At 72.0% G+C, this 19285-nt stretch carries 15 protein-coding genes, 1 tRNA gene and 1 pseudogene; 7 read left to right on the top strand and 10 right to left on the bottom strand.

Going from position 1 to position 19285, the window contains the following annotated elements; translation table 11 throughout:
- The first annotated feature begins 86 nt into the window (after nt 1–86).
- Nucleotides 87–1109, top strand: a complete 1023-nt coding sequence (locus KJK29_RS31015; RefSeq protein WP_215122483.1) for a PAC2 family protein — start codon at nt 87–89, stop codon at nt 1107–1109.
- Between the two features lie 63 nt (nt 1110–1172).
- Here the strand turns inward: KJK29_RS31015 and mshC are convergent, their stop codons facing one another.
- From mshC to KJK29_RS30995, 4 genes are all read right to left on the bottom strand, one after another.
- A complete protein-coding gene (gene mshC / locus KJK29_RS31010; RefSeq protein WP_215122482.1) occupies nt 1173–2402 on the bottom strand; it encodes a cysteine--1-D-myo-inosityl 2-amino-2-deoxy-alpha-D-glucopyranoside ligase in 1230 nt (409 codons plus the stop codon).
- 94 nt (nt 2403–2496) lie between these two features.
- Nucleotides 2497–3345 carry an SCO1664 family protein gene (locus KJK29_RS31005; protein ID WP_215122481.1) on the bottom strand — a complete coding sequence of 283 codons (849 nt, stop codon included), beginning with the start codon at nt 3343–3345 and terminating at the stop codon, nt 2497–2499.
- On the bottom strand, nt 3309–3899 hold the full coding sequence (locus KJK29_RS31000; protein WP_189726597.1) for a DUF3090 domain-containing protein: 591 nt from the start codon (nt 3897–3899) through the stop codon (nt 3309–3311). The genes KJK29_RS31005 and KJK29_RS31000 overlap by 37 nt, the downstream gene beginning before the upstream one ends.
- Nucleotides 3900–3977: 78 nt before the next feature.
- Complete coding sequence (locus tag KJK29_RS30995) at nt 3978–4664, bottom strand: histidine phosphatase family protein (RefSeq protein ID WP_215122480.1); 687 nt, start codon at nt 4662–4664, stop codon at nt 3978–3980.
- Nucleotides 4665–4725: 61 nt separating this feature from the next.
- Here KJK29_RS30995 and KJK29_RS30990 point away from each other — a divergent pair, with 61 nt between their 5' ends.
- Nucleotides 4726–5721, top strand: a complete 996-nt coding sequence (locus tag KJK29_RS30990) for a magnesium and cobalt transport protein CorA (protein WP_215122479.1) — start codon at nt 4726–4728, stop codon at nt 5719–5721.
- An 11-nt stretch (nt 5722–5732) separates the two neighbouring features.
- On the opposite strand, the gene KJK29_RS30985 is transcribed toward KJK29_RS30990, so the two are convergent.
- A complete protein-coding gene (locus KJK29_RS30985) occupies nt 5733–6521 on the bottom strand; it encodes a ferritin-like domain-containing protein (protein WP_215122478.1) in 789 nt (262 codons plus the stop codon).
- Between the two features lie 212 nt (nt 6522–6733).
- Nucleotides 6734–7789, bottom strand: a complete 1056-nt coding sequence (locus tag KJK29_RS30980; protein WP_215122477.1) for an LLM class F420-dependent oxidoreductase — start codon at nt 7787–7789, stop codon at nt 6734–6736.
- A gap of 112 nt (nt 7790–7901) precedes the next feature.
- Between KJK29_RS30980 and KJK29_RS30975 the strand changes: the two genes are divergently transcribed.
- Together KJK29_RS30975 and KJK29_RS30970 are read left to right on the top strand one after the other, a co-directional pair.
- Entirely contained in the window at nt 7902–8888 is a 987-nt protein-coding gene (locus KJK29_RS30975) for an aldo/keto reductase (protein WP_215122476.1), read from the top strand.
- A complete protein-coding gene (locus tag KJK29_RS30970; protein WP_215122475.1) occupies nt 8885–11053 on the top strand; it encodes an ATP-dependent DNA helicase in 2169 nt (722 codons plus the stop codon). Before KJK29_RS30975 ends, KJK29_RS30970 begins: the two co-directional genes overlap by 4 nt.
- A gap of 63 nt (nt 11054–11116) precedes the next feature.
- Here KJK29_RS30970 and KJK29_RS30965 read toward each other — a convergent pair whose 3' ends face one another.
- A complete protein-coding gene (locus KJK29_RS30965) occupies nt 11117–11836 on the bottom strand; it encodes a hypothetical protein (protein WP_215122474.1) in 720 nt (239 codons plus the stop codon).
- 47 nt (nt 11837–11883) lie between these two features.
- On the opposite strand from KJK29_RS30965, the gene KJK29_RS30960 reads away from it, so the two are divergent.
- Nucleotides 11884–12072: a DUF5703 family protein gene (locus tag KJK29_RS30960; RefSeq protein ID WP_010045410.1), complete on the top strand. Its 189-nt coding sequence runs from the start codon at nt 11884–11886 to the stop codon at nt 12070–12072.
- A 79-nt stretch (nt 12073–12151) separates the two neighbouring features.
- Here the strand turns inward: KJK29_RS30960 and KJK29_RS30955 are convergent, their stop codons facing one another.
- The 3 genes from KJK29_RS30955 to KJK29_RS30945 form a co-directional block, all read right to left on the bottom strand.
- Nucleotides 12152–13003 carry a chaplin gene (locus KJK29_RS30955; protein WP_215122473.1) on the bottom strand — a complete coding sequence of 284 codons (852 nt, stop codon included), beginning with the start codon at nt 13001–13003 and terminating at the stop codon, nt 12152–12154.
- 131 nt (nt 13004–13134) lie between these two features.
- A complete protein-coding gene (chpH, locus tag KJK29_RS30950) occupies nt 13135–13368 on the bottom strand; it encodes a chaplin ChpH (protein WP_215122472.1) in 234 nt (77 codons plus the stop codon).
- 149 nt (nt 13369–13517) lie between these two features.
- A complete protein-coding gene (locus KJK29_RS30945) occupies nt 13518–14843 on the bottom strand; it encodes a M20/M25/M40 family metallo-hydrolase (RefSeq protein ID WP_215122471.1) in 1326 nt (441 codons plus the stop codon).
- 196 nt (nt 14844–15039) lie between these two features.
- Between KJK29_RS30945 and KJK29_RS30940 the strand changes: the two genes are divergently transcribed.
- Together KJK29_RS30940 and KJK29_RS30935 are read left to right on the top strand one after the other, a co-directional pair.
- Nucleotides 15040–15124: transfer RNA gene (locus tag KJK29_RS30940), tRNA-Leu, on the top strand.
- 272 nt (nt 15125–15396) lie between these two features.
- A pseudogene (locus KJK29_RS30935) lies at nt 15397–19264 on the top strand (Pls/PosA family non-ribosomal peptide synthetase).
- Nucleotides 19265–19285 lie beyond the last annotated feature (21 nt).

Raw genomic sequence — 19285 nt, 5'->3', positions numbered from 1 at the left:
CTCCCCCTGCGAGGGGGCTGCGGGCGCCCCCTTGGCACGCCGTAAGGTTGGGGCGTTCGCGAGGGTACGTCGGAAGGAGGCACTGGGTGATCGAGCTCGAGGGGGTTCCCGAGCTGGTCGACCCGGTCATGGTGGCCGCGTTCGAGGGCTGGAACGATGCCGGCGACGCCGCCTCCACCGCGGTCGCGCATATCGACAGGGAATGGAAGGGCGAGGTGTTCGCGGCGCTGGACGCCGAGGACTACTACGACTTCCAGGTGAACCGCCCCACGGTGTTCATGGAGGCGGGCGTCCGCAAGATCACCTGGCCGACGACACGGCTGTCGGTGGTCCGGGTCGGCGGGGACAAGCCGCGTGATCTCGTGCTCGTCCGGGGCATCGAACCGTCCATGCGGTGGCGCTCGTTCTGCAACGAACTGCTGGGCTTCGCGCACGAACTGGGCGTGGAGCTGGTGGTGGTCCTGGGCGCCCTGCTCGGCGACACTCCGCACACCCGTCCGGTGCCGATCAGCGGGACGACGTCCGACGCCGACCTGGCCCGCCGCATGGACCTGGAGGAGACCAAGTACGAGGGCCCGACGGGCATCGTGGGCGTCCTCCAGGAGGCCTGCACCCACGCGGGCGTGCCGGCCGTGTCGCTGTGGGCGGCGGTGCCGCACTACGTGTCGCAGCCGCCGAACCCGAAGGCCACGCTGGCTCTCCTGAACCGCCTGGAGGACCTGATCGACGTGCGCATCCCGCTGGGCGAGCTGCCCGAGGACGCGCGCGCCTGGCAGGTGGGCGTGGACCAGCTCGCCGCCGAGGACAGCGAGGTCGCCGAGTACGTCCAGTCGCTGGAGGAGGCCCGGGACACCGCCGAGCTGCCGGAGGCCTCGGGCGAGGCCATCGCGCGCGAGTTCGAGCGTTATCTGAGACGCCGGGACGGCGGCGGACCGACCGCCTCCGGCGGACACGCGACGGCGGACGGCAGCGACAGCACGTCGTATCTGCGGGACAGCCCCAGCGGCCGTACCCGACCGCCGAAGCCGCCCAAGGCGGGCACGGACGACGGGGAGTCCTCGGCCCAGCCCAAGCCGGGCACGGACGACGAGGAGTCGTCGGAGGACTGAGGCACACAGACACAGCAGAAGGGGCGCTTCCCGGCCGGGAAGCGCCCCTCTCTCTGTTCTCGGCTACAGCGCTACGCCCAGCAGCGCGTCCACCGCCCGGGACACGACACCGGGAGCGCCGATGTCCGTGCCGCCGCTCTCCTCCTGGAGGGCGGCCCAGCGGTCGACCGCGGCGAGCGCGGCCGGGGCGTCCAGGTCGTTCGCGAGGGCCTCGCGGATCTCCTCCACGAGCGCCTCCGCGGCCGGGCCGTCGGGCCGGGACACGGCGGCGCGCCAGCGGCCGAGCCGGGCGACGGCGGCCCGCAGGACCTGGTCGGTCCACTCCCAGTCGGCGCGGTAGTGGTGGGCGAGCAGCGCGAGCCGGATGGCGGCCGGGTCGACGCCGTCGTGCCGCAGCTTGGAGACGAAGACCAGGTTGCCCTTGGACTTGGACATCTTCTCGCCGTCGAGGGCGACCATGCCGGCGTGCACATACGCCTTGGCCATGGGGAACTCGCCGGTGAGGGCCTGGGCGTGCGAGGCGCCCATCTCGTGGTGCGGGAAGGCGAGGTCCGAGCCGCCGCCCTGGATGTCGAAGCCCATGCCGAGGTGGTCGAGGGCGATGGCCACGCACTCGATGTGCCAGCCGGGCCGTCCGCGCCCGAGCGATCCGCCGTCCCAGCTCGGCTCGCCCTCACGGGCCGCCATCCAGAGCATCGGGTCGAGGGGGTTCTTCTTGCCCGGCCGCTCCGGGTCGCCGCCGCGCTCGGCGGACAGCAGACGCATCGCCTCGGCGTCGAGGTTCGAGACCTTGCCGAAGTGCGGGTCGGACTCGACGGAGAAGTAGACGTCCCCTTCGAGTTCGTAGGCCGCGCCCGCGTCCCGCAGCCGCTCGACGAGCGGGACGATGCCCGGTATCGCCTCGACGGCTCCTATGTACTGCCGCGGCGGCAGCATCCGCAGGGCCGTCATGTCCTCGCGGAAGAGGACCGTCTCCTTCTCGGCGAGGGCGGCCCAGTCGATGCCGTCGCGCTGCGCCCGCTCCAGGAGCGGGTCGTCGACGTCGGTGACGTTCTGGACGTAGTGAACCTGCCGCTGGGTGTCGAGCCACACGCGCTGCACGAGGTCGAACGCGTTGTACGTCGCCGCGTGTCCCAGGTGGGTGGCGTCGTACGGGGTGATGCCGCAGACGTAGATACGGGCGACGGGACCGGGGTCGAGGGTGACGAGGCCGCCGGTCGCGGTGTCGTGGATCCTCAGGTCGCGGCCCTGACCAGGCAGGGCGGGGACCTCGGAAGCGGGCCAGGCATGCATGTCATGAGCGTAACCGGACTGCAGTTCCATATACGAATGGGAGCGGTCCGGACGGCCGAGAAGGCGTTCTTGCGCGACCTCGACCTCTGTGCTTCTACACGGGTGGCCAGGGAATCGCCGGCCACTCCCCGCTCGGTTCCGGATGCGTCCCCGAGGCGAGCAGCGCACCGACACGCGCGCGTACGGCGTCGATCTCTACGGCGGTGATCAGCGGTTCCAGCCGCGCGGTGAGGGCCCCGCCCTCCGCCAGACCCTTCCTGAGCCCTTCGAGGACGTCGGCGGCCTCCGGGGTGAAGGGCTCCCCCGCCCAGCCCCACAGCAGGGTCCGCAGCTTGTTCTCGGCGTTGAAGGTCACCCCGTGGTCGATCCCGTACAACCGCCCCTCGCCGGTGGGCAGCAGGTGCCCGCCCTTGCGGTCGGCGTTGTTGATCACGGCGTCCAGCACCGCGAGCCGCCGCAGCCGCTCGTCGTCGGCGTGCACGAGCAGGGCGGTACGGCCCTCCCCGACCTCGGCGAACCCGATCGCCTTCCAGCCCGGCTCCGGTTCCTCCCCGTCGACCAGGGCGAGCAGCTCCGCGTCCGGCGCCGCCTCGATCCACAGCTGGCACATGCCCTCGCCGTAGGGGCCGTCGCGCAGCACGGTGGGCGGGACGAGGCCCCAGCCGGTCGCCTCGGAGACTTCGTACGCGGCGACCTCGCGCTGGGCGAGGGTCCCGTCGGGGAAGTCCCACAGGGGCCGCTCCCCGGCGACCGGCTTGTAGACGCAGGCCGCCTCCTGGCCGTCGTAGGCCACCGTGCAGTACAGGGCGGCGTTGGAGGCGTCACGGATGCGTCCGCGTACGGTGATCTCGCCCCGGGCGAGCAGCTCGGCGGAGGCCTGCGGCTCGGCGGGGTCCTCGGGAGGTGTCACGCTCCGCGGCGGTATCCGTTCTGGCGCGGACATACGTGTCCTTCCGGGTCGAGCGGGAGGCTGCACAGCGGGCACGGCGGCCGCCCGGCGTTGACGACGTCGAGGGCGCGCTTGGCGAAGGCCCTCGCCTGCGCGCCGGTGAGCCGGACCCGCAGCATCGGCGGCCCGTTCTCCTCGTCCTGGAGCAGCCGCTCCTCGGCCTCGGCGAGGTCCTCCTCGGAGTCGGCGTCGAGCTCGACGAGCGCCTGCGCCTCGACGATCATGAGCTGCTCGTCGCCGTCCCAGGCGAGCGCCATGGTGCCGACCCGGAACTCCTCCTCGACGGGGGTGTCCAGCGGGGCGCTGTCGTTGATCTCCGTCGGTGCGACGGCGGGGACGGAGGCGCTTCCTCCGCTACGGCGTACGACCTCGTCGAGGAGCTCGTCCATGCGCTCGGCGAGCGCGGCGACCTGGGTCTTCTCCAGGGCCACGCTGGTCACCCGGGTGCCGGCCGAAGCCTGGAGGAAGAACGAACGGCGCCCGGGCAGCCCGACCGTACCGGCCACAAAACGCTCCGGATGGTCGTAGAGGAACACCTGACGGGACACGTCCTGTCTCCATTGGAATCGTGGGGGCCGTGTGACAACGGCACTGCTGCGACCGCTTCACCCTACTGCGGCGAACGATCACGGTGCGCCCGCACCACCCCCGACTTGGGCGTCGTCGCCCGGCGCCTCCTCACGCGGCACCAGGGACGTGAAGTCGCCGGTGTCGCCGAGGCGGACGAGGAACGGCCGCAGTCGTGTGTAACGGATCGCGGTGATGGAACACGGTTCGACGGAAATCCGCTGGAAGAGGTCCAGATGAAGTCCGAGTGCCTCGGCGACGAGCGACTTGATGATGTCGCCGTGGGAGCACATCAGGTAGACGGCGTCGGCGCCGTGGTCGCGCTCCACGCGCGCGTTCCACTCGCGCACCGACTCGGCGGCACGCGTCTGCATGGCCCGCATCGACTCGCCGCCGGGGAAGGCCGCCGCGGACGGGTGCGCCTGCACCACCTCCATCAGGGGCTCGTCCTTGAGCTCGGCGAGCTTGCGCCCGGACCAGTCGCCGTAGTGGCACTCGCCGATGCGCTCGTCGGTGTGCGGGGTCAGTTCCGGCCGGGCCTCCAGCAGGGGCCCGATCGTCTCCTGGCAGCGCTGGAGCGGGCTGGCGACGATCTCGGCGAGGGGCAGTTCGGCGAGGCGTCCGGGCAGCGCGGCGGCCTGCGCGGCGCCGCGTTCGTCGAGGGCGACACCGGGCGTCCAGCCGGCGAGCAGTCCCTCGGTGTTCGCGGTGGAACGTCCGTGCCTGACGAGGATCAACGTGGGCATGCGATCCAGCGTAGGCGCACGCGCGCGTACGGTGTCGTTCGAGTGACAGGAGACTCGCCTCGTGATCGTCGACTGTGCCATCTACCGCGACGGACACCGGACGGAGGGGCCCGAGGACTTCTCCGACGCCCTGGGTGAGGCCCGTACGGCGGGCGGTTTCGTCTGGATCGGGCTGCACGAGCCGACGGAGCGCGAATTCGACCATGTCACCCGGGAGTTCGGTCTGCACCCGCTGGCCGTCGAGGACGCCCTCAAGGCCCATCAGCGGCCCAAGCTGGAGGTGTACGACGACTCGCTCTTCGTGGTCCTCAAGCCGGTGGTGTACGAGCCGCGCAGCGACACCGTCTCCTCCGGCGAGATCATGATCTTCCTGGGCGACGCGTTCGCCGTCACCGTCCGGCACGGCGAGGGCGCCCCGCTCAAGGCCGTACGCAACCGGCTGGAGCAGGAGCCGGAGCTGCTGGGCAACGGCCCCACGTCCGTGCTGTACGCGATAGCCGACGCCACCGTCGACCACTATCTGGACGTCGCGATCGAGTTGCAGGCCGATCTGGAGGGGCTGGAGGCGGAGGTGTTCTCGCCGCTGGACGGCGGCTCACGGAACACCGCCTCCCGGATCTACGACTTCAAGCGCCAGGTCCTGGAGTTCCGCCGGGCGACCGGACCGCTGGCCTTGCCGGTGAGCCGGCTCGCGGGCACGGCGCAGTCCGGTGCGACGGTGCCGTTCGTGGACGACCGGGCCCGGCCCTTCTTCCGGGACGTCGGCGACCACCTCACACGCGTCAACGAGTCCGTGGAGGGCCTGGACCGGCTGGTGTCGGACATCCTCTCGGCGCATCTGGCGCAGATGAGCGTCCGGCAGAACGACGACATGCGGAAGATCTCCGCGTGGGCGGCCATGGCCGCGATCCCCACGATGGTCGCGGGGATCTACGGCATGAACTTCGAGCACATGCCCGAGCTGCGCTGGGAGTGGTCCTACCCGGCCCTCGTCCTGCTGATGGTCGTCCTGGAGGTGCTGGTGTTCCGGCTGTTCAAGCGCCGGGGGTGGCTGTAGACCGGCTGGTCTCAGGCGAACTCGGGTGCCGCGGAGGCCGGGCCGCCGAGGGCGTCGCGGCGCTCGGGCATCTCCAGGGACACCATCCGGCGCCATCCGCCCAGCCGTTCGTAGGCGTACATCGCGTGGATGCCCGCCGCGAGCACCGCCGACTTGGCCTTCGACCAGCCCAGGATGCGCCCCATGTTCGCCATGACCGCGAGGCTGACGTCCCGGTAGACCCGGATCTCGGCGAGCGCGCACTCGCGCAGGGTCCGCTGGATGGCCCGGCCGTGCCCCGCGTAGGCGAAGCGCAGCAGTTCCTCGTGGCAGTAGGCGAGGTGGTTGTCCTCGTCGCCCGAGATCTGCTTGACCGCGCGGCCGATGTCGGGGTCGTCCGCGAAGTGCTTGCGGAGCAGATCCATCTGCTCGGAGGCGCGCTGTTCGGTGACCCGGCTGTGCGAGAGGTACGTGACGATGTCCTGGACCGCGAGCCGCTCGTCACGCCCCAGCTGCTCGTGCGCGAGGCCGATGCCGTTCTTCTCCAGGAGCATCGTGTAGTCGGTCTCCGGCGGGACCGGGACGGGGTCGAGGCCGCGCTTCTTCATCAGGGCGTTGAAGATCCGCCCGTGCTTGTCCTCGTCGGCACCGTGGCGGGTGATCTTGGGGGCGAGTTCTCGCTCGCTCTCCGGGACGAGCGCGGCGATCCGGGCGTTCTCCCAGCCGCCCTGGGACTCGCCGCTCGCGGCGATGGAGCAGAACAGGGCGAAGGACTCGTCGTTGGCGAGGATCTCCTGGAACAGACTCTTGGCCGAAAGCATCGTGGGCACCTCTCCCGCGCGCGTGCGCGTGCTGCAGGATTCCGCAGTTTCCGCAAAGAACGAGTCAAGTGCGGGCTGCGCGGTGCTGCAACAGGTACGACGGACAACTCCGCCAAATGGAGGACGTAACCCTCGGCTGCTCCCCGCGTTGTTCTGCGTGACGGCCGTGGCGGGGAAGACCCCCGAGCCCCCACCACGGCCGCAGAAATCTTCTAGGCGAGCCCGGCGCGCTCCAGGGCCTCGCTGCCGGCGCGCAGGGACGCGATCCGCTCGTCGAGCGTGAAGCCCGCCGGAGCCAGGGTCAGGGTGGTGACACCGGCTTCCGCGTAAGCCTTCATCCGGTCCGCGATGCGCTCCACGGAACCGAGCAGGGTCGTCTTGTCGATCAGGTCGTGCGGCACGGCGGCCGCCGCGCCCTGCTTGTCGCCGGACAGGTACTTGTCCTGGATCTCGGCGGCTTCCTTCTCGTAGCCCATGCGCTGGGCGAGCTGGTTGTAGAAGTTCTGCTTGCGGCTGCCCATGCCGCCGACGTACAGCGCGGTGTAGGGGCGGAAGGTGTCGGCGAGCACGGCCACGTCCTTGTCCTCGCCGAGGGCCAGGGGCAGGGTCGGGCAGATGTCGAAGCCGTCGAGGGTCTTGCCCGCCTTCTCACGGCCGGCCCGCAGATACTGGATCGCCGTGTCCTCGAGGTGGTCGGCGGAGGGGAAGATCAGCAGGGCGCCGTCGGCGATCTCACCGGTCTGCTCGAGGTTCTTCGGGCCGATCGCGGCGATGTAGAGCGGGATGTGCTCGCGCTGCGGGTGCACGGTCAGCTTGAGGGGCTTGCCCGGGCCGCCGGGCAGCGGCAGCGTCCAGTGCTGTCCCTCGTACGACAGACGCTCGCGCGTCATGGCCTTGCGGATGATGTCGACGTACTCACGCGTGCGTGCCAGCGGCTTGTCGAACTTGACGCCGTACCAGCCCTCGGAGACCTGCGGGCCGGAGACGCCGAGGCCGAGCCGGAAGCGGCCGCCGGAGAGCGAGTCGAGGGTGGCGGCCGTCATGGCGGTCATCGCGGGCTGGCGGGCCGGGATCTGGAAGATCGCGGAGCCGACGTCGATCCGTTCGGTCTGGGCGGCGACCCAGGTCAGTACGGTGGCGGCGTCGGATCCATAGGCCTCGGCGGCCCAGCAGACGGCGTATCCGAGCCGGTCGGCCTCCTGGGCGACGGCCAGATTGTCGGCGTCCATGCCGGCACCCCAGTAGCCGAGGTTGATACCGAGCTGCATCCCGATTCCCCTTACCGATCAGTAACGTGCCTTGTCCGCAGACCATAGCGCGCGGAAATCCGTCGTCCACAGCCCCCCACACCGTAGGTTCTGGCCAGTAATCTCGGCGTTCATGGAGCAGAGGCATCTCGGCCGCACCGGCCTTCGTGTGTCCCGGATCGGGCTCGGCACCCTGACCTGGGGGCGGGACACCGACGAGCACGACGCCGCGGACCTGATGAAGACGTTCTGGGAAGCGGGCGGGACCCTCGTCGACACCGCGGACGTGTACGGCGACGGAGAGGCCGAGTACCTGCTCGGCCGACTCATAGACGGCCTGGTGCCCCGCCGTGACCTGGTCATCTCGACCAAGGCCGGCAGCGTACCGGACCCCGACCGCCGCTTCGACGGCTCCCGCGGACATCTGCTCTCCGCGCTGGACGCCTCGCTCTCCCGCCTCGGCACCGACTACGTCGACCTGTGGCACGTGCACGCCTTCGACCCGGACACCCCGCTGGAGGAGACCCTCCAGGCCCTGGACCTCGCGGTCGCCAGCGGCCGTGCCCGCTATGCCGCCGTCTCCAACTTCTGCGGCTGGCAACTCGCCAAGGCCGCCACCTGGCAGCTCGCCTCCCCCGGCACCCGGACCCGGCTGGCAGGCACACAGTTGGAGTACTCGCTGCTCCAGCGCGGCGTCGAGCGCGAGGTGCTGCCGGCCGCGCTGGACCTCGGCATCGGCCTGCTGCCCTCCTCCCCGCTCGGGCGCGGCGTGCTGACGGGCAAGTACCGGGGCGACACGACGCCCTTGGACTCGCGCGGCGCCTCGGAGCATCTCGCCCCGTTCGTCGCGCCGTACCTCGACGACACCGCGAGCCGCATCGTGGACGCCGTGACGACCGCGGCCGACGGCCTCGCGGTGACGCCGCTCCAGGTCGCCCTGGCGTGGGTCCGCGACCGGCCGGGCGTGGCCGCTCCCGTCGTCGGCGCGCGCAACGCGCAGCAGCTCACGGCCGCGTTGTCAGTGGAGACCCTTAGTCTTCCTGACGAGATCTGCCGGGCGCTCGACGATGTGTCGGCGCCCGTGCACCGCTATCCCGATCACGACTGGAGCACGCTGTGAGCACGGAGCCGGAGACCACGGAGGACGCCGAGCCGGGGACGCCGACCGGTGGTGCGGAGCCCGAGGAGACCGAGCAGGCCAAGGAGGGCGCGGCCGATGCCGGTCAAGTGTCCGAGGCCGAGGCCGAGCTGCGGGCCCAGCAGGCCGAGCGGGAGCGCATCGAGCAGCGGAAGGCCGAGAAGGCACCGATCGAGAGCGGCACCAAGCTGAGCGGCAAGGCCGCCGATCTGCTCGCCGCCGTACGGGCCGTGGAAGGCGGCGAGAAGCCGTCCGCGACGGTCTTCGAAGAGCCCGCGCCCGCCCCCCGGCGCCCCGCCCAGCCGGTACGGCGACCGCAGCCGGTGCCGTCGGCCGAGACCAGCGCCGCTTCGTCGGCTCCCGCGCCGGAGGCGGTGCAGGCCGTGGGGCGGGTGCTCGGCGAGGGCGGCGCCCCGGAGACGCTCGCGCCGCAGGTGACCGAGGCACTCGGCGAGAGCGCGGACGAGCGGCTGCGCGCGGACCCCTGGCAGTTGCTGCGGGTCGCCGGCGTGCGGCCCGAGCAGGCCGACGGGTTCGCGCGGGCCCTGCTCGGCTCCGAATGCGCCCCGGACGACGAGCGACGGGGCCGGGCCGTCACCGTCTGGCTCCTGGAGCAGGCCGCGCTGGCCGGGCACACCGCCCTGGAGATGCCGGCGCTCCTCGCGGCCTTGGCGCAGCGGGGCGTTCCGGAACCGGACGGCGCGGTGCAGGACGCCCTCGCGGAGGGTGACGCGCTGGTCTTCCAGGACGCCCTGGAGGAGACCGGCGCACCGGCCCCGGCGCAGCAGAGCGACGCGGAGCAGGACGACTCGGAGGAGGACGACTCTGAGGACGAGGGGCGCCCGGTCCGCGTCCTGGTCGGGCTGGAGCGGTACGCCCTCGCGGAGGAGAGCCTGGCCGACGGTCTGGCCCGGCTCGTCAACTCGGCGCCCAAGCAGGACGGTTCGGCCGAGGAGTGGGAGCGGGCCGCCGCGGCGAAGGGGTCGGCGGGTGAGCTGCTGCGCGCGGTCGCCGGTCATGGCCTGGTCCTGCACACCGGCGGGGAGGCGTCCCTGGCCGAACCGGCCGCGCTGCTGACCGCCGCGCACTCCCTCGGGCTGCGCGCCTGGGCAGCCGCCCATGGCCCGATCGGCCGGAACCGTTTCGCGGCTCTGCTGCGCTCCGGTCCGGACGGCGCAGCGGATGAGGACCACTCCCCCGTCGCCACCGTCTCCGGGCTGCTGGCCGGCCTCGAAGGACCCGGCCGGGATGCCGAGGGGGCGCTGGATCTCGATCTGCTCGTCGTGCTCGACGCGCCGCAACTGGACGTCGAGACGGCGGCGCTGCTGACGGAGTCGCTGCCCGACGGGGCGCGGCTGGTGCTGGCCGGGGACCCGGCGGTGCTGTGGTCCGTCGGACCGGGCCGGGTCTTCGCGGATCTGCTCGCGGCGCGGATCTGCCCGCAGATCGCCTCGCGGCGGCCGGATCCCGGGCCGCTGGGCGAGCTGGTCTCGGGGATCGGCGTCGGCGAGCTGAACCAGGTCGAGGCCCCCGGCAAGGAGGTCGTGATCGTGCCGGTGCGGGACGCGGGCGAGGCGGTGCACCGGGCGGTGCAGCTCGTCGTCGACTCGGTGCCGCGGGCGATCGGCGTACCGGCCGAGGAGACCCAGGTGATCACACCGGGGCACGGCGGCGCCGTCGGCACCCGCGCGCTCAACACGGCGTTGAAGGAGCGGCTCAACCCGGGCCCGGGCCGCTTCGGCGGCTTCGACCCCGGTGACCGGATCGTCTACTCCCCCGTTCCGGGCCGTGCGCTGCCGGGGCGTGTGGTGAAGGCGGACGCCGAGGGGCTCCATCTGTCGTGCGAGGGCGAGGCCGTCGTCGTACCGAAGGAGCGGGTGGAGCAGTCCGTGCGGCACGGCTGGGCGCTGACCGCGCACCAGGCGGTGGGGAGCCGGTGGCCCGCGGTGGTCGTGGTGCTGCCCGGCGATGCCGCGCAGGCGCTCAGCAGGCCCTGGGTGTACACGGCGTTCGGGCGGGCCGACCGCCATCTGTCCGTGGTGCACGGCGTGGAACAGGCGCTGCCCCGGGCCGTGGCCGAGGTTCCGGCGAAGCCCCGGACGACCCGGCTTCCGGTGCTGCTCGCTCCGCAGGTCGACGGAGGCTGACAACGGCGGTGGTCACGGGGACGGCCCCCGTGACCACCGCCGTCGGGTGACCAGCGGGTGCGCTCAGCGGCGGTCCGCGTCCAGGCGCTCCAGATCCTCGTCCTCGTCCCCGTCCAGGTCGGTGTCGAGGCCCTCCAGGTCCTCCCCGTCGTCGTCCTCTTCGTCCTCGTCGTCATCGTCCTCGACGTCGTCGAAGACGGCGCTGACGTCGAATCGGCAGACCACCTGCTGCGGATCGACCTGCTCGAAGGGGGCCTCCAGCCACTCCCCGGGGTCGGCCGGTTCGTCCGCCGCCATCACCCAGAGCGTGGAGTCGCCCTCCTCCAGCCCGAACTCCTTGTGCCGGGAGGCGATCTCGTCGGGCTCGAACTCGCCGAACAGCAGCCCGAGCGCGCCATGGGTCGTCCCGGACGCGGCCGGGCCGTCCTCGCCTTCGGCGGCCTCGATCCGCTGTGCCTGCGCCAGGAGGCGCTGCGGCTCCGCCACCGCGTAGTCGCGGCGGATCAGTACGCTCAGCGCGTTCGGTTCCTCGGGGCCCGCGTACGGGGGCAGCGCGTCCTCCGCACCGGGGATCTCGAAGGGGGTGACCTCGTCGTATCGGTCGTAGAGCAGCTCGTCGTACACCTCTGCGGCCGCGGCCAGCTGGTTGAACGCCTCGTAGACGGCCGGGTCGTCCTCTCCCGACCTGCCCTCGACCGCGGCCAGGTGGCGGTCGAGCGCGGTCTTGACCGCCTCGGCGGCGGCGCGTACCTCGGCAGCGGTGGGCTGCGCAGCATCAGACATAGTGCAGACGCTATCCGTACCAGGCCCCAGCCCGCACAATAGATGCGATGCCGGAATACGAATTTGTCGACGTGTACGTACCGCGCGGGGTCTCCCGCAAGGAAACGGCACGTCTGCTGACGGACCACGCCGAGTACGGACACTGGGAGTTGCACCGTCTGAGCCTGCTGCGGGACGGCAGCCGCAAGGTGCGGTTGCGCCGGCGGATCATCCGCCAGGTGCGGGCCACGTGGTGAGCTGGGACGGCGCACCGGGAGAAGGCATACACGGGAGCGGGCCCCGCATCGGCGGGGCCCGCTCCGTTTGCCGTGGGGGTCAGGCCGAGGCACGCGCCTTGCGGTAGAGGACCGCGCCCGCCAGCAGCGCGCCCGCGCCGGCGGGGAGGGTGAGGCCGAGCGGCAGGCCGCTGCCGGTCTCCGCGAGCTGGGCGTCGCCCTCGGGCTGGGTCACGAACTGGCCGCCCGGCTTGTTTCCGGGGTTCTCGGGGTTGCCCGGGGTACCGGGGTTACCAGGTTCACCGGGGTTTCCGGGCTCACCCGGGTTTCCGGGCTCACCGGGGTTGCCAGGCTCCCCGGGTTCACCGGGATTTCCGGGCTCACCCGGCTCGCCAGGCTCCCCCGGGTTACCGGGCTCACCCGGTTCACCGGGGTTCCCGGGCTCACCCGGGTTGCCAGGCTCCCCCGGCTCCCCGGGGGGTGTCTCGTATCCGCCGCCGGGCGGGTTGCTGTGACGCCTGCCGGAGCCGTTCGCGCAGTCGTTGCCCGTGGTGGAGTTGCCGACGCCGATGACGTCGACACTGTTGCCGCAGGCGTTCACCGGCACATGGATCGGCACCTGGACGTGGTTGCCCGAGCCGACGCCGGGCGAGTCACTGGCCCGGCCGCTCGCGTGCGAGCCGCCATGGCCGCCCGAGGACGATCCACCGCCCTTGTTGGCACACGAGTTGCCCACCGACGGGTTGAGGACACCGATGACGTTGACCGTGTTCCCGCAGATGTTGACCGGCGCGTGCACCGGCGCCTGCACCGTGTTCCCGGAGAGCACGCCGGGCGAGCCCGAACTGGAGCCGTGCGCGCCCGAGTCGGCATAGGCGGAGCCGCCCGCGGCGGCGATCACGCCGGTCGCGGCCGCCACGGTCATCAGACCCTTGCGGGTGACCTGTCGCATTGCTGAATACCTACCTTCGACCCTGTCTCGAATTCTTATCGAATTACTCGAAAGAAGCGTTCGGTCCCGGAGCGCATGGCACGCGCTCCGGGACCGATGGCTTTTGAGCTCCCCTCAGAGAGGGGGAAACGTCACTTGTTGACGCAGGTGTTGCCGAAGGCGGGGTTCAGCAGCCCGATCACGGAGACCGTGTTGCCGCAGACGTTCACCGGGACGTGAACGGGCACCTGGACAACGTTGCCGGACAGGACACCCGGGGAGTGCACGGCGGCACCCTGGGCACCCGAGTCGGCGACGGCCAGGCCCGCGCCCGCGAGAACCAGCCCACCGGTGGCAGCCGCAGCAGCGACGACCTTCTTGATCATTATTCCTCCTAGTTGGCAAAGCGACCCATCTTGCGATCGCATTACCTGTAACGAGGAGGGAGTAATGAGGCTACGAGCTTATGGTCGCATTCACTCTTCCCAGTCTGTTCCGTACGGGCGAGCGAATATCTCCGTATCGGAGGGCCGATTCAGGACGCGTCGATGAAACGGTCGAGGACCCGCACACCGAACTTCAGGCCGTCCACCGGCACCCGCTCGTCGACGCCGTGGAACATGCCCGCGAAGTCCAGCTCCGGGGGCAACTTCAGCGGTACGAAGCCGAAGCCCCGGATGCCCAGGTCGTCGAAGGACTTCGCGTCGGTGCCGCCGGAGAGCATGTAGGGGACGGCCTTGGCGGTCGGGTCCTCGGCCAGCAGCGAGGACTGCATGGCCTCGACGAGCGCCCCGTCGAAGGTGGTCTCGACGGCCTTGTCGGCGTGGACGTCCTCGCGCCGCACCTTCGGGCCGAGGATCCGGTCGAGGTCGGCGAGGAACTCCTCCTCGTGCCCGGGCAGGAAGCGTCCGTCGACGTGGGCGGTCGCCTCGCCCGGGATGACGTTGACCTTGTAGCCGGCGCCGAGCTGGGTGGGGTTGGCCGTGTTGCTCAGGGTGGCGCCGATGAGCTTGGCGATGCCGCCGAGCTTGGCGAGGGTCGACTCCATGTCCTCGGGGTCGAGTTCGGTGCCGAACGCGTCGCCGAGTTCGTCGAGGAAGGCGCGGGTGGTCTTGGTGACCCGCACCGGGAACTTGTGCCGCCCCAGCCGGGCGACGGCCTCCGACAGCTCGGTGATCGCGTTGTCCCGGTGGATCATCGACCCGTGCCCGGCCGTGCCGGCCACGGTGAGCTTCATCCAGTGCATGCCCTTCTCGGCCGTCTGGATCAGATACAGCCGCCGCTGCTCGCTCACGGTGAACGAGAATCCGCCCACCTCGCTGATCGCCTCGGTGACCCCCTCGAACAGGTCGGGGTGGTTGCGGACGAGGTGCTTGGCGCCGTACGTGCCGCCCGCCTCCTCGTCCGCGAGGAACGCGAGGACGATGTCGCGCGGGGGCTTGCGCCCGCTGCGCAGCCGGTCGCGGACGACCGCGAGGGTCATCGCGTCCATGTCCTTCATGTCGACGGCCCCGCGGCCCCACACGCAGCCGTCGGCGACCTCGCCGGAGAAGGGGTGGTGGGTCCAGTCGGCCGCGTTGGCCGGTACGACGTCGGTGTGGCCGTGGATGAGGAGTGCGGGCCGGGACGGGTCCTCGCCCTCGATCCGGGCCACCGTGGAGGCGCGGCCCGGGTGCGACTCGAAGATCTGCGGTTCGAGCCCGACCTCCGCGAGCTTCTCGGCGACATACTCGGCCGCCTTGCGCTCGCCCGGACCCGAGTGGTCGCCGTAGTTGCTGGTGTCGATCTGGATCAGCTCGCGGCAGAGGTCCACGACCTCGTCCTCGCCGGTGACGCTCCTGGCCGTGTCCGTCTCGCTCACGTGCTTCCTCCCGCTGTCACTGCTGGTGGGTCCCCCTCATCCTCTCTCTCCGCGGCCCGCTCCCCAAGACCGCTTGCGGCCCGTCACGCGCCGTTCACACCTCGCCGGGGCTCGGGCGGGGGGTGATCGGCCACCCCTGAAAGCCTGGTAATGTTTACGTCGTCGCCGCGGGGAGAACCCACGCGACAGACACCTTGTCCGGGTGGCGGAATGGCAGACGCGCTAGCTTGAGGTGCTAGTGCCCTTTATCGGGCGTGGGGGTTCAAGTCCCCCCTCGGACACAGAGCGAAAGGCCCCTCTCGTCGAGGGGCCTTTCGTCGTATCCCGGGAAGTGTGGGCGACATCTCGCCCTGCCGGGAAAAGCCCAGGTGGGAGGGGGTGGCTTCGCACCTGCGCGGTGTCTCGCGTTTGCCTCCGAGTGGCGGACATGACAGGACGAAGTAACCCGACCACTAGAGTATTGGGCTTGTTCGCGCCGGAACGGAACATCCCCAGGCAGACCTGCGGGCCCGTCGGCGCCCCGGACCGTCCGGGCTGGAGACGCGAGGATCCGATGGCCGCCCTGTTCGAAAGCCCCGACCTCACCGTGCTGGACCAGGAGTGGAGCACAGGCCTCAGCGACCTGGCCCGCTTCTCCGCCGGTCCCGCGGCATCGCCCCGCACCCTGGTCGACGTCTTCGAGGCGTCCGTACGGTCGTATCCCGACGAGCCGGCGCTCGACGACGGCCATCGGCTGCTCACCTATCGCGCGCTGGCGATCGAGGTGGAGCACCTGCGGCGGAAGCTGGCCGCGGCGGAGGTCGGGCTCGGGGACCGCGTCGGGGTGCGGGTCCCGTCGGGCACCAATGATCTGTACGTGGCGATCCTCGCCGTGCTGGCCGCCGGTGCGGCGTATGTGCCCGTGGACGCCGAGGATCCCGACGAGCGGGCCGCGCTGGTCTTCGGCGAGGCCGGGGTGCGGGCGGTCATCGGGGCCGGTCACGAGCTGACCGTCGGCGATGCCGCCGGGCATGCCGCCGCCCGGCCCGGTGTCGGGCACGACGCGTGGATCATCTTCACCTCCGGCTCCACCGGGAAGCCCAAGGGCGTGGCCGTGAGCCACCGCGGCGCCGCCGCCTTCGTGGACGCGGAGGCCGCGCTGTTCCTGGCCGAGGAGCCGATCGGCCCCGGTGACCGGGTCATGGCGGGGCTGTCCGTCGCCTTCGACGCGTCCTGTGAGGAGATGTGGCTGGCGTGGCGGCACGGGGCCTGTCTGGTGCCGGTGCCGCGCGCGCAGGTCAGGAGCGGTGCCGATCTGGGGCCCTGGCTGGTCGAGCAGGAGATCACCGTCGTGTCCACCGTGCCGACGCTGGCCGCGCTGTGGGAGCCGGAGACGCTCAACGACGTACGTCTGCTGATCTTCGGCGGCGAGGCGTGCCCGCCCGAGCTGGCGCAGCGGCTGGTGACCGAGGGGCGCGAGGTGTGGAACACCTATGGGGCCGACCGAGGCGACCGTGGTGGCCTGCGCGTCTTTGATGAGCGGCGAGGAGCCGATCCGGATCGGGCTGCCGCTGGACGGCTGGGAGCTGGCCGTCGTGGACGAGGCCGGTGAGCCGGTGCCGATGGGCGGCAGCGGTCAGCTGGTGATCGGCGGGGTCGGACTCGCCCGGTATCTCGACGCCGAGAAGGACGCGGAGAAGTACGCGCCGCTTCAGTCGCTGGGCTGGGAGCGGGCGTACCGCAGCGGTGACCTGGTGCGGGCCGAGCCGGAGGGGCTGGTCTTCCTCGGGCGGGCCGACGAGCAGATCAAGCTCGGCGGGCGCCGTATCGAGCTCGGTGAGGTGGACGCGGCGCTTCAGGCGCTGCCCGGGGTGGCCGGGGCGGCCGCCGCGGTGCGCACGGCCCGCAGCGGCAATCAGCTTCTCGTGGGCTATGTCGTCGTCCAGGACGGCTGGGACCCCGCGAGCGCCGTCGAGCGGCTGCGTGCCGAGCTGCCCGCCGCCCTGGTGCCGCTGCTCGCGCCGGTGGACGAGCTGCCGACCCGTACGTCGGGCAAGGTCGACCGCAACGCGCTGCCCTGGCCGCTGGAGGGGCTGGAGACGGGCGGCCCGGCCGAGCCGCTGTACGGCACCGAGGCGTGGCTCGCCGAGCAGTGGACGGACGTCCTCGGTATTCCGGTGTCGTCGGCCTCGGACGACTTCTTCGCGATAGGCGGGGGCAGTCTGGCCGCCGCCCAGCTCACGACGAGGCTGCGCACGCGCTACCCGAGCGCCGCCGTCTTCGACATCTACCAGCGGCCGGTTCTGCGGAAGCTGGCCCGGCATCTCGAGGAGTCGGCACAGGACGACAACGCCGAGCGGGTCGTGGCGCCGGTGCCGAGGCGTGCCCAGCTCGTGCAGCTCCTGCTGCTGGTTCCGCTGTTCACGCTGCTCGGGCTGCGCTGGAGCGTGGTGCTCGCCGCGCTCGGGAACGTGCTGCCCGCCTACGCCTGGCTGCCGACCGCGCCCTGGTGGCTCGTCGCGGCCGGTGCCGTGCTGCTCTTCAGCCCGCCCGGGCGCCTGGCGCTCGCCGCGGGCGGGGCGCGGCTGCTGCTGCGGGGGGTGCGGCCGGGCCGGTACCCGCGCGGCGGGAGTGTCCATCTGCGGCTGTGGACGGCCGAGCGGCTGGCCGAGTTCAGCGGGGCGACCTCGCTGACCGGTTCCTGGCTGGAGCGGTACGCGCGGGCGCTGGGCGCCAAGGTCGGGCAGGACGTGGACCTGCACTCGCTGCCGCCGGTCACCGGCATGCTCAAGCTGGGCCGGGGCGCCGCCGTCGAGTCCGAGGTGGATCTGTCCGGGTACTGGCTGGACGGCGACCGGCTGGAGGTCGGGACGGTGAAGGTGGGCGCGCACGCCGTCGTCGGCACGCGCAGTCTGCTGTTCCCGGGCGCGCGGGTGGGCAAGCGGGCCGAGGTGGCGCCGGGTTCTGCGGTCTCCGGGCAGGTTCCCACCGGGCAGCGGTGGGCCGGCGCGCCCGCGGTCAAGCTGGGCCGGGCCAAGCGCAACTGGCCCAAGGAGCGGCCCGGGCGGGGCGCCCTCTGGCGGGTGATGTACGGCGTGACGGGTGTCGGGCTGACCGCGTTGCCGGTGCTCTCGGCTGCCGCCGCGCTGCTGGTGGCGGCGCTGTTCGTCGCTCCGGACACCGGGCTGGGGGCGGCCCTGCGGGGCGCCGCTCTCGCGCTGGTGCCGGCGACGCTCGCGTTCGGGCTGGCGTACGCGCTGCTGATCGTTGTCGCCGTACGGCTGCTGAGCCTCGGGCTGCGGGAGGGCACGCACGCCACGCACAGCCGGGTGGGCTGGCAGGCCTGGACCGTGACGCAGCTGATGGACCGGTCGCGGGACGTGCTGTTCCCGCTGTACGCGGGGCTGGTCACGCCGGTGTGGCTGCGGCTGCTCGGGATGCGGATCGGGCGGCGGGCCGAGGTGTCCACCGTGCTGGCCCTGCCCAGTCTGACCACGGTCGGCGAGGGCGCGTTCCTGGCGGACGACACCCTGACCGCGCCGTACGAGCTCGGCGGCGGCTGGCTGCGGATCGGGCGTGCGGAGATCGGTCGGCGTGCCTTTCTCGGCAACTCGGGGATGACCGGGCCGGGGCGGAGCGTGCCGGACGGTGGCCTGGTGGGGGTGCTGTCGGCGACGCCCAAGAAGGCGAAGAAGGGCAGCTCCTATCTGGGGCTGCCGCCGGTGAAGCTGCCGCGGGCCGCGTCCGACGGCGACCAGAGCCGCACGTACGAGCCGCCCGCGCGGCTGCTGTGGGCGCGCGGGCTGGTGGAGCTGTGCCGGATCGTGCCGGTGTTCTGCTCGGCGGCGCTGGCGGTGGCGACGGGAGCGGCGCTGTGCGTGCTCGGGGTGTGGGCTCCCCTGCTGTCCGGTCTTGTGCTGCTCGGGGCGGGCTGTGCGGCGGGGCTGGTCACGATCGCGGCGAAGTGGCTGCTCGTGGGGCGGCACCGGCGGGCCGAGCACCCCTTGTGGAGCGCGTTCGTGTGGCGCAACGAGCTGGCGGACACCTTCGTCGAGGTGCTGGCCGTGCCGTGGCTGGCCGGCGCCGTGCCGGGGACGCCGCTGCTGTCGGCGTGGCTGCGCGGCCTCGGTGCGCACATCGGCAGGGGCGTGTGGGTCGAGAGCTACTGGCTGCCGGAGACGGATCTGGTGACGCTCGGAGACGCCGCGACCGTGAACCGGGGCTGTGTGCTCCAGACCCACCTCTTCCACGACCGGATCTTGCGGACGGATACTGTGGTACTCCGTGAGGGCGCCACTCTGGGCCCGGGCGGAATCATCCTGCCCGGCAGCGCCGTCGGGGCCCGCGCCACGCTGGGTCCGGCGTCCCTGGTGATGGCCGCGGAGTCCGTGCCCGACGACACGCGCTGGCTGGGCAACCCGATCGAGGCATGGCGTCGCTAGGCACAACCCCCTCGGGGCCGG

The organism is Streptomyces koelreuteriae (genome assembly GCF_018604545.1).
Lineage (GTDB): Bacteria > Actinomycetota > Actinomycetes > Streptomycetales > Streptomycetaceae > Streptomyces > Streptomyces koelreuteriae.
This window is presented reverse-complemented; position numbering and strand designations above follow the sequence as displayed.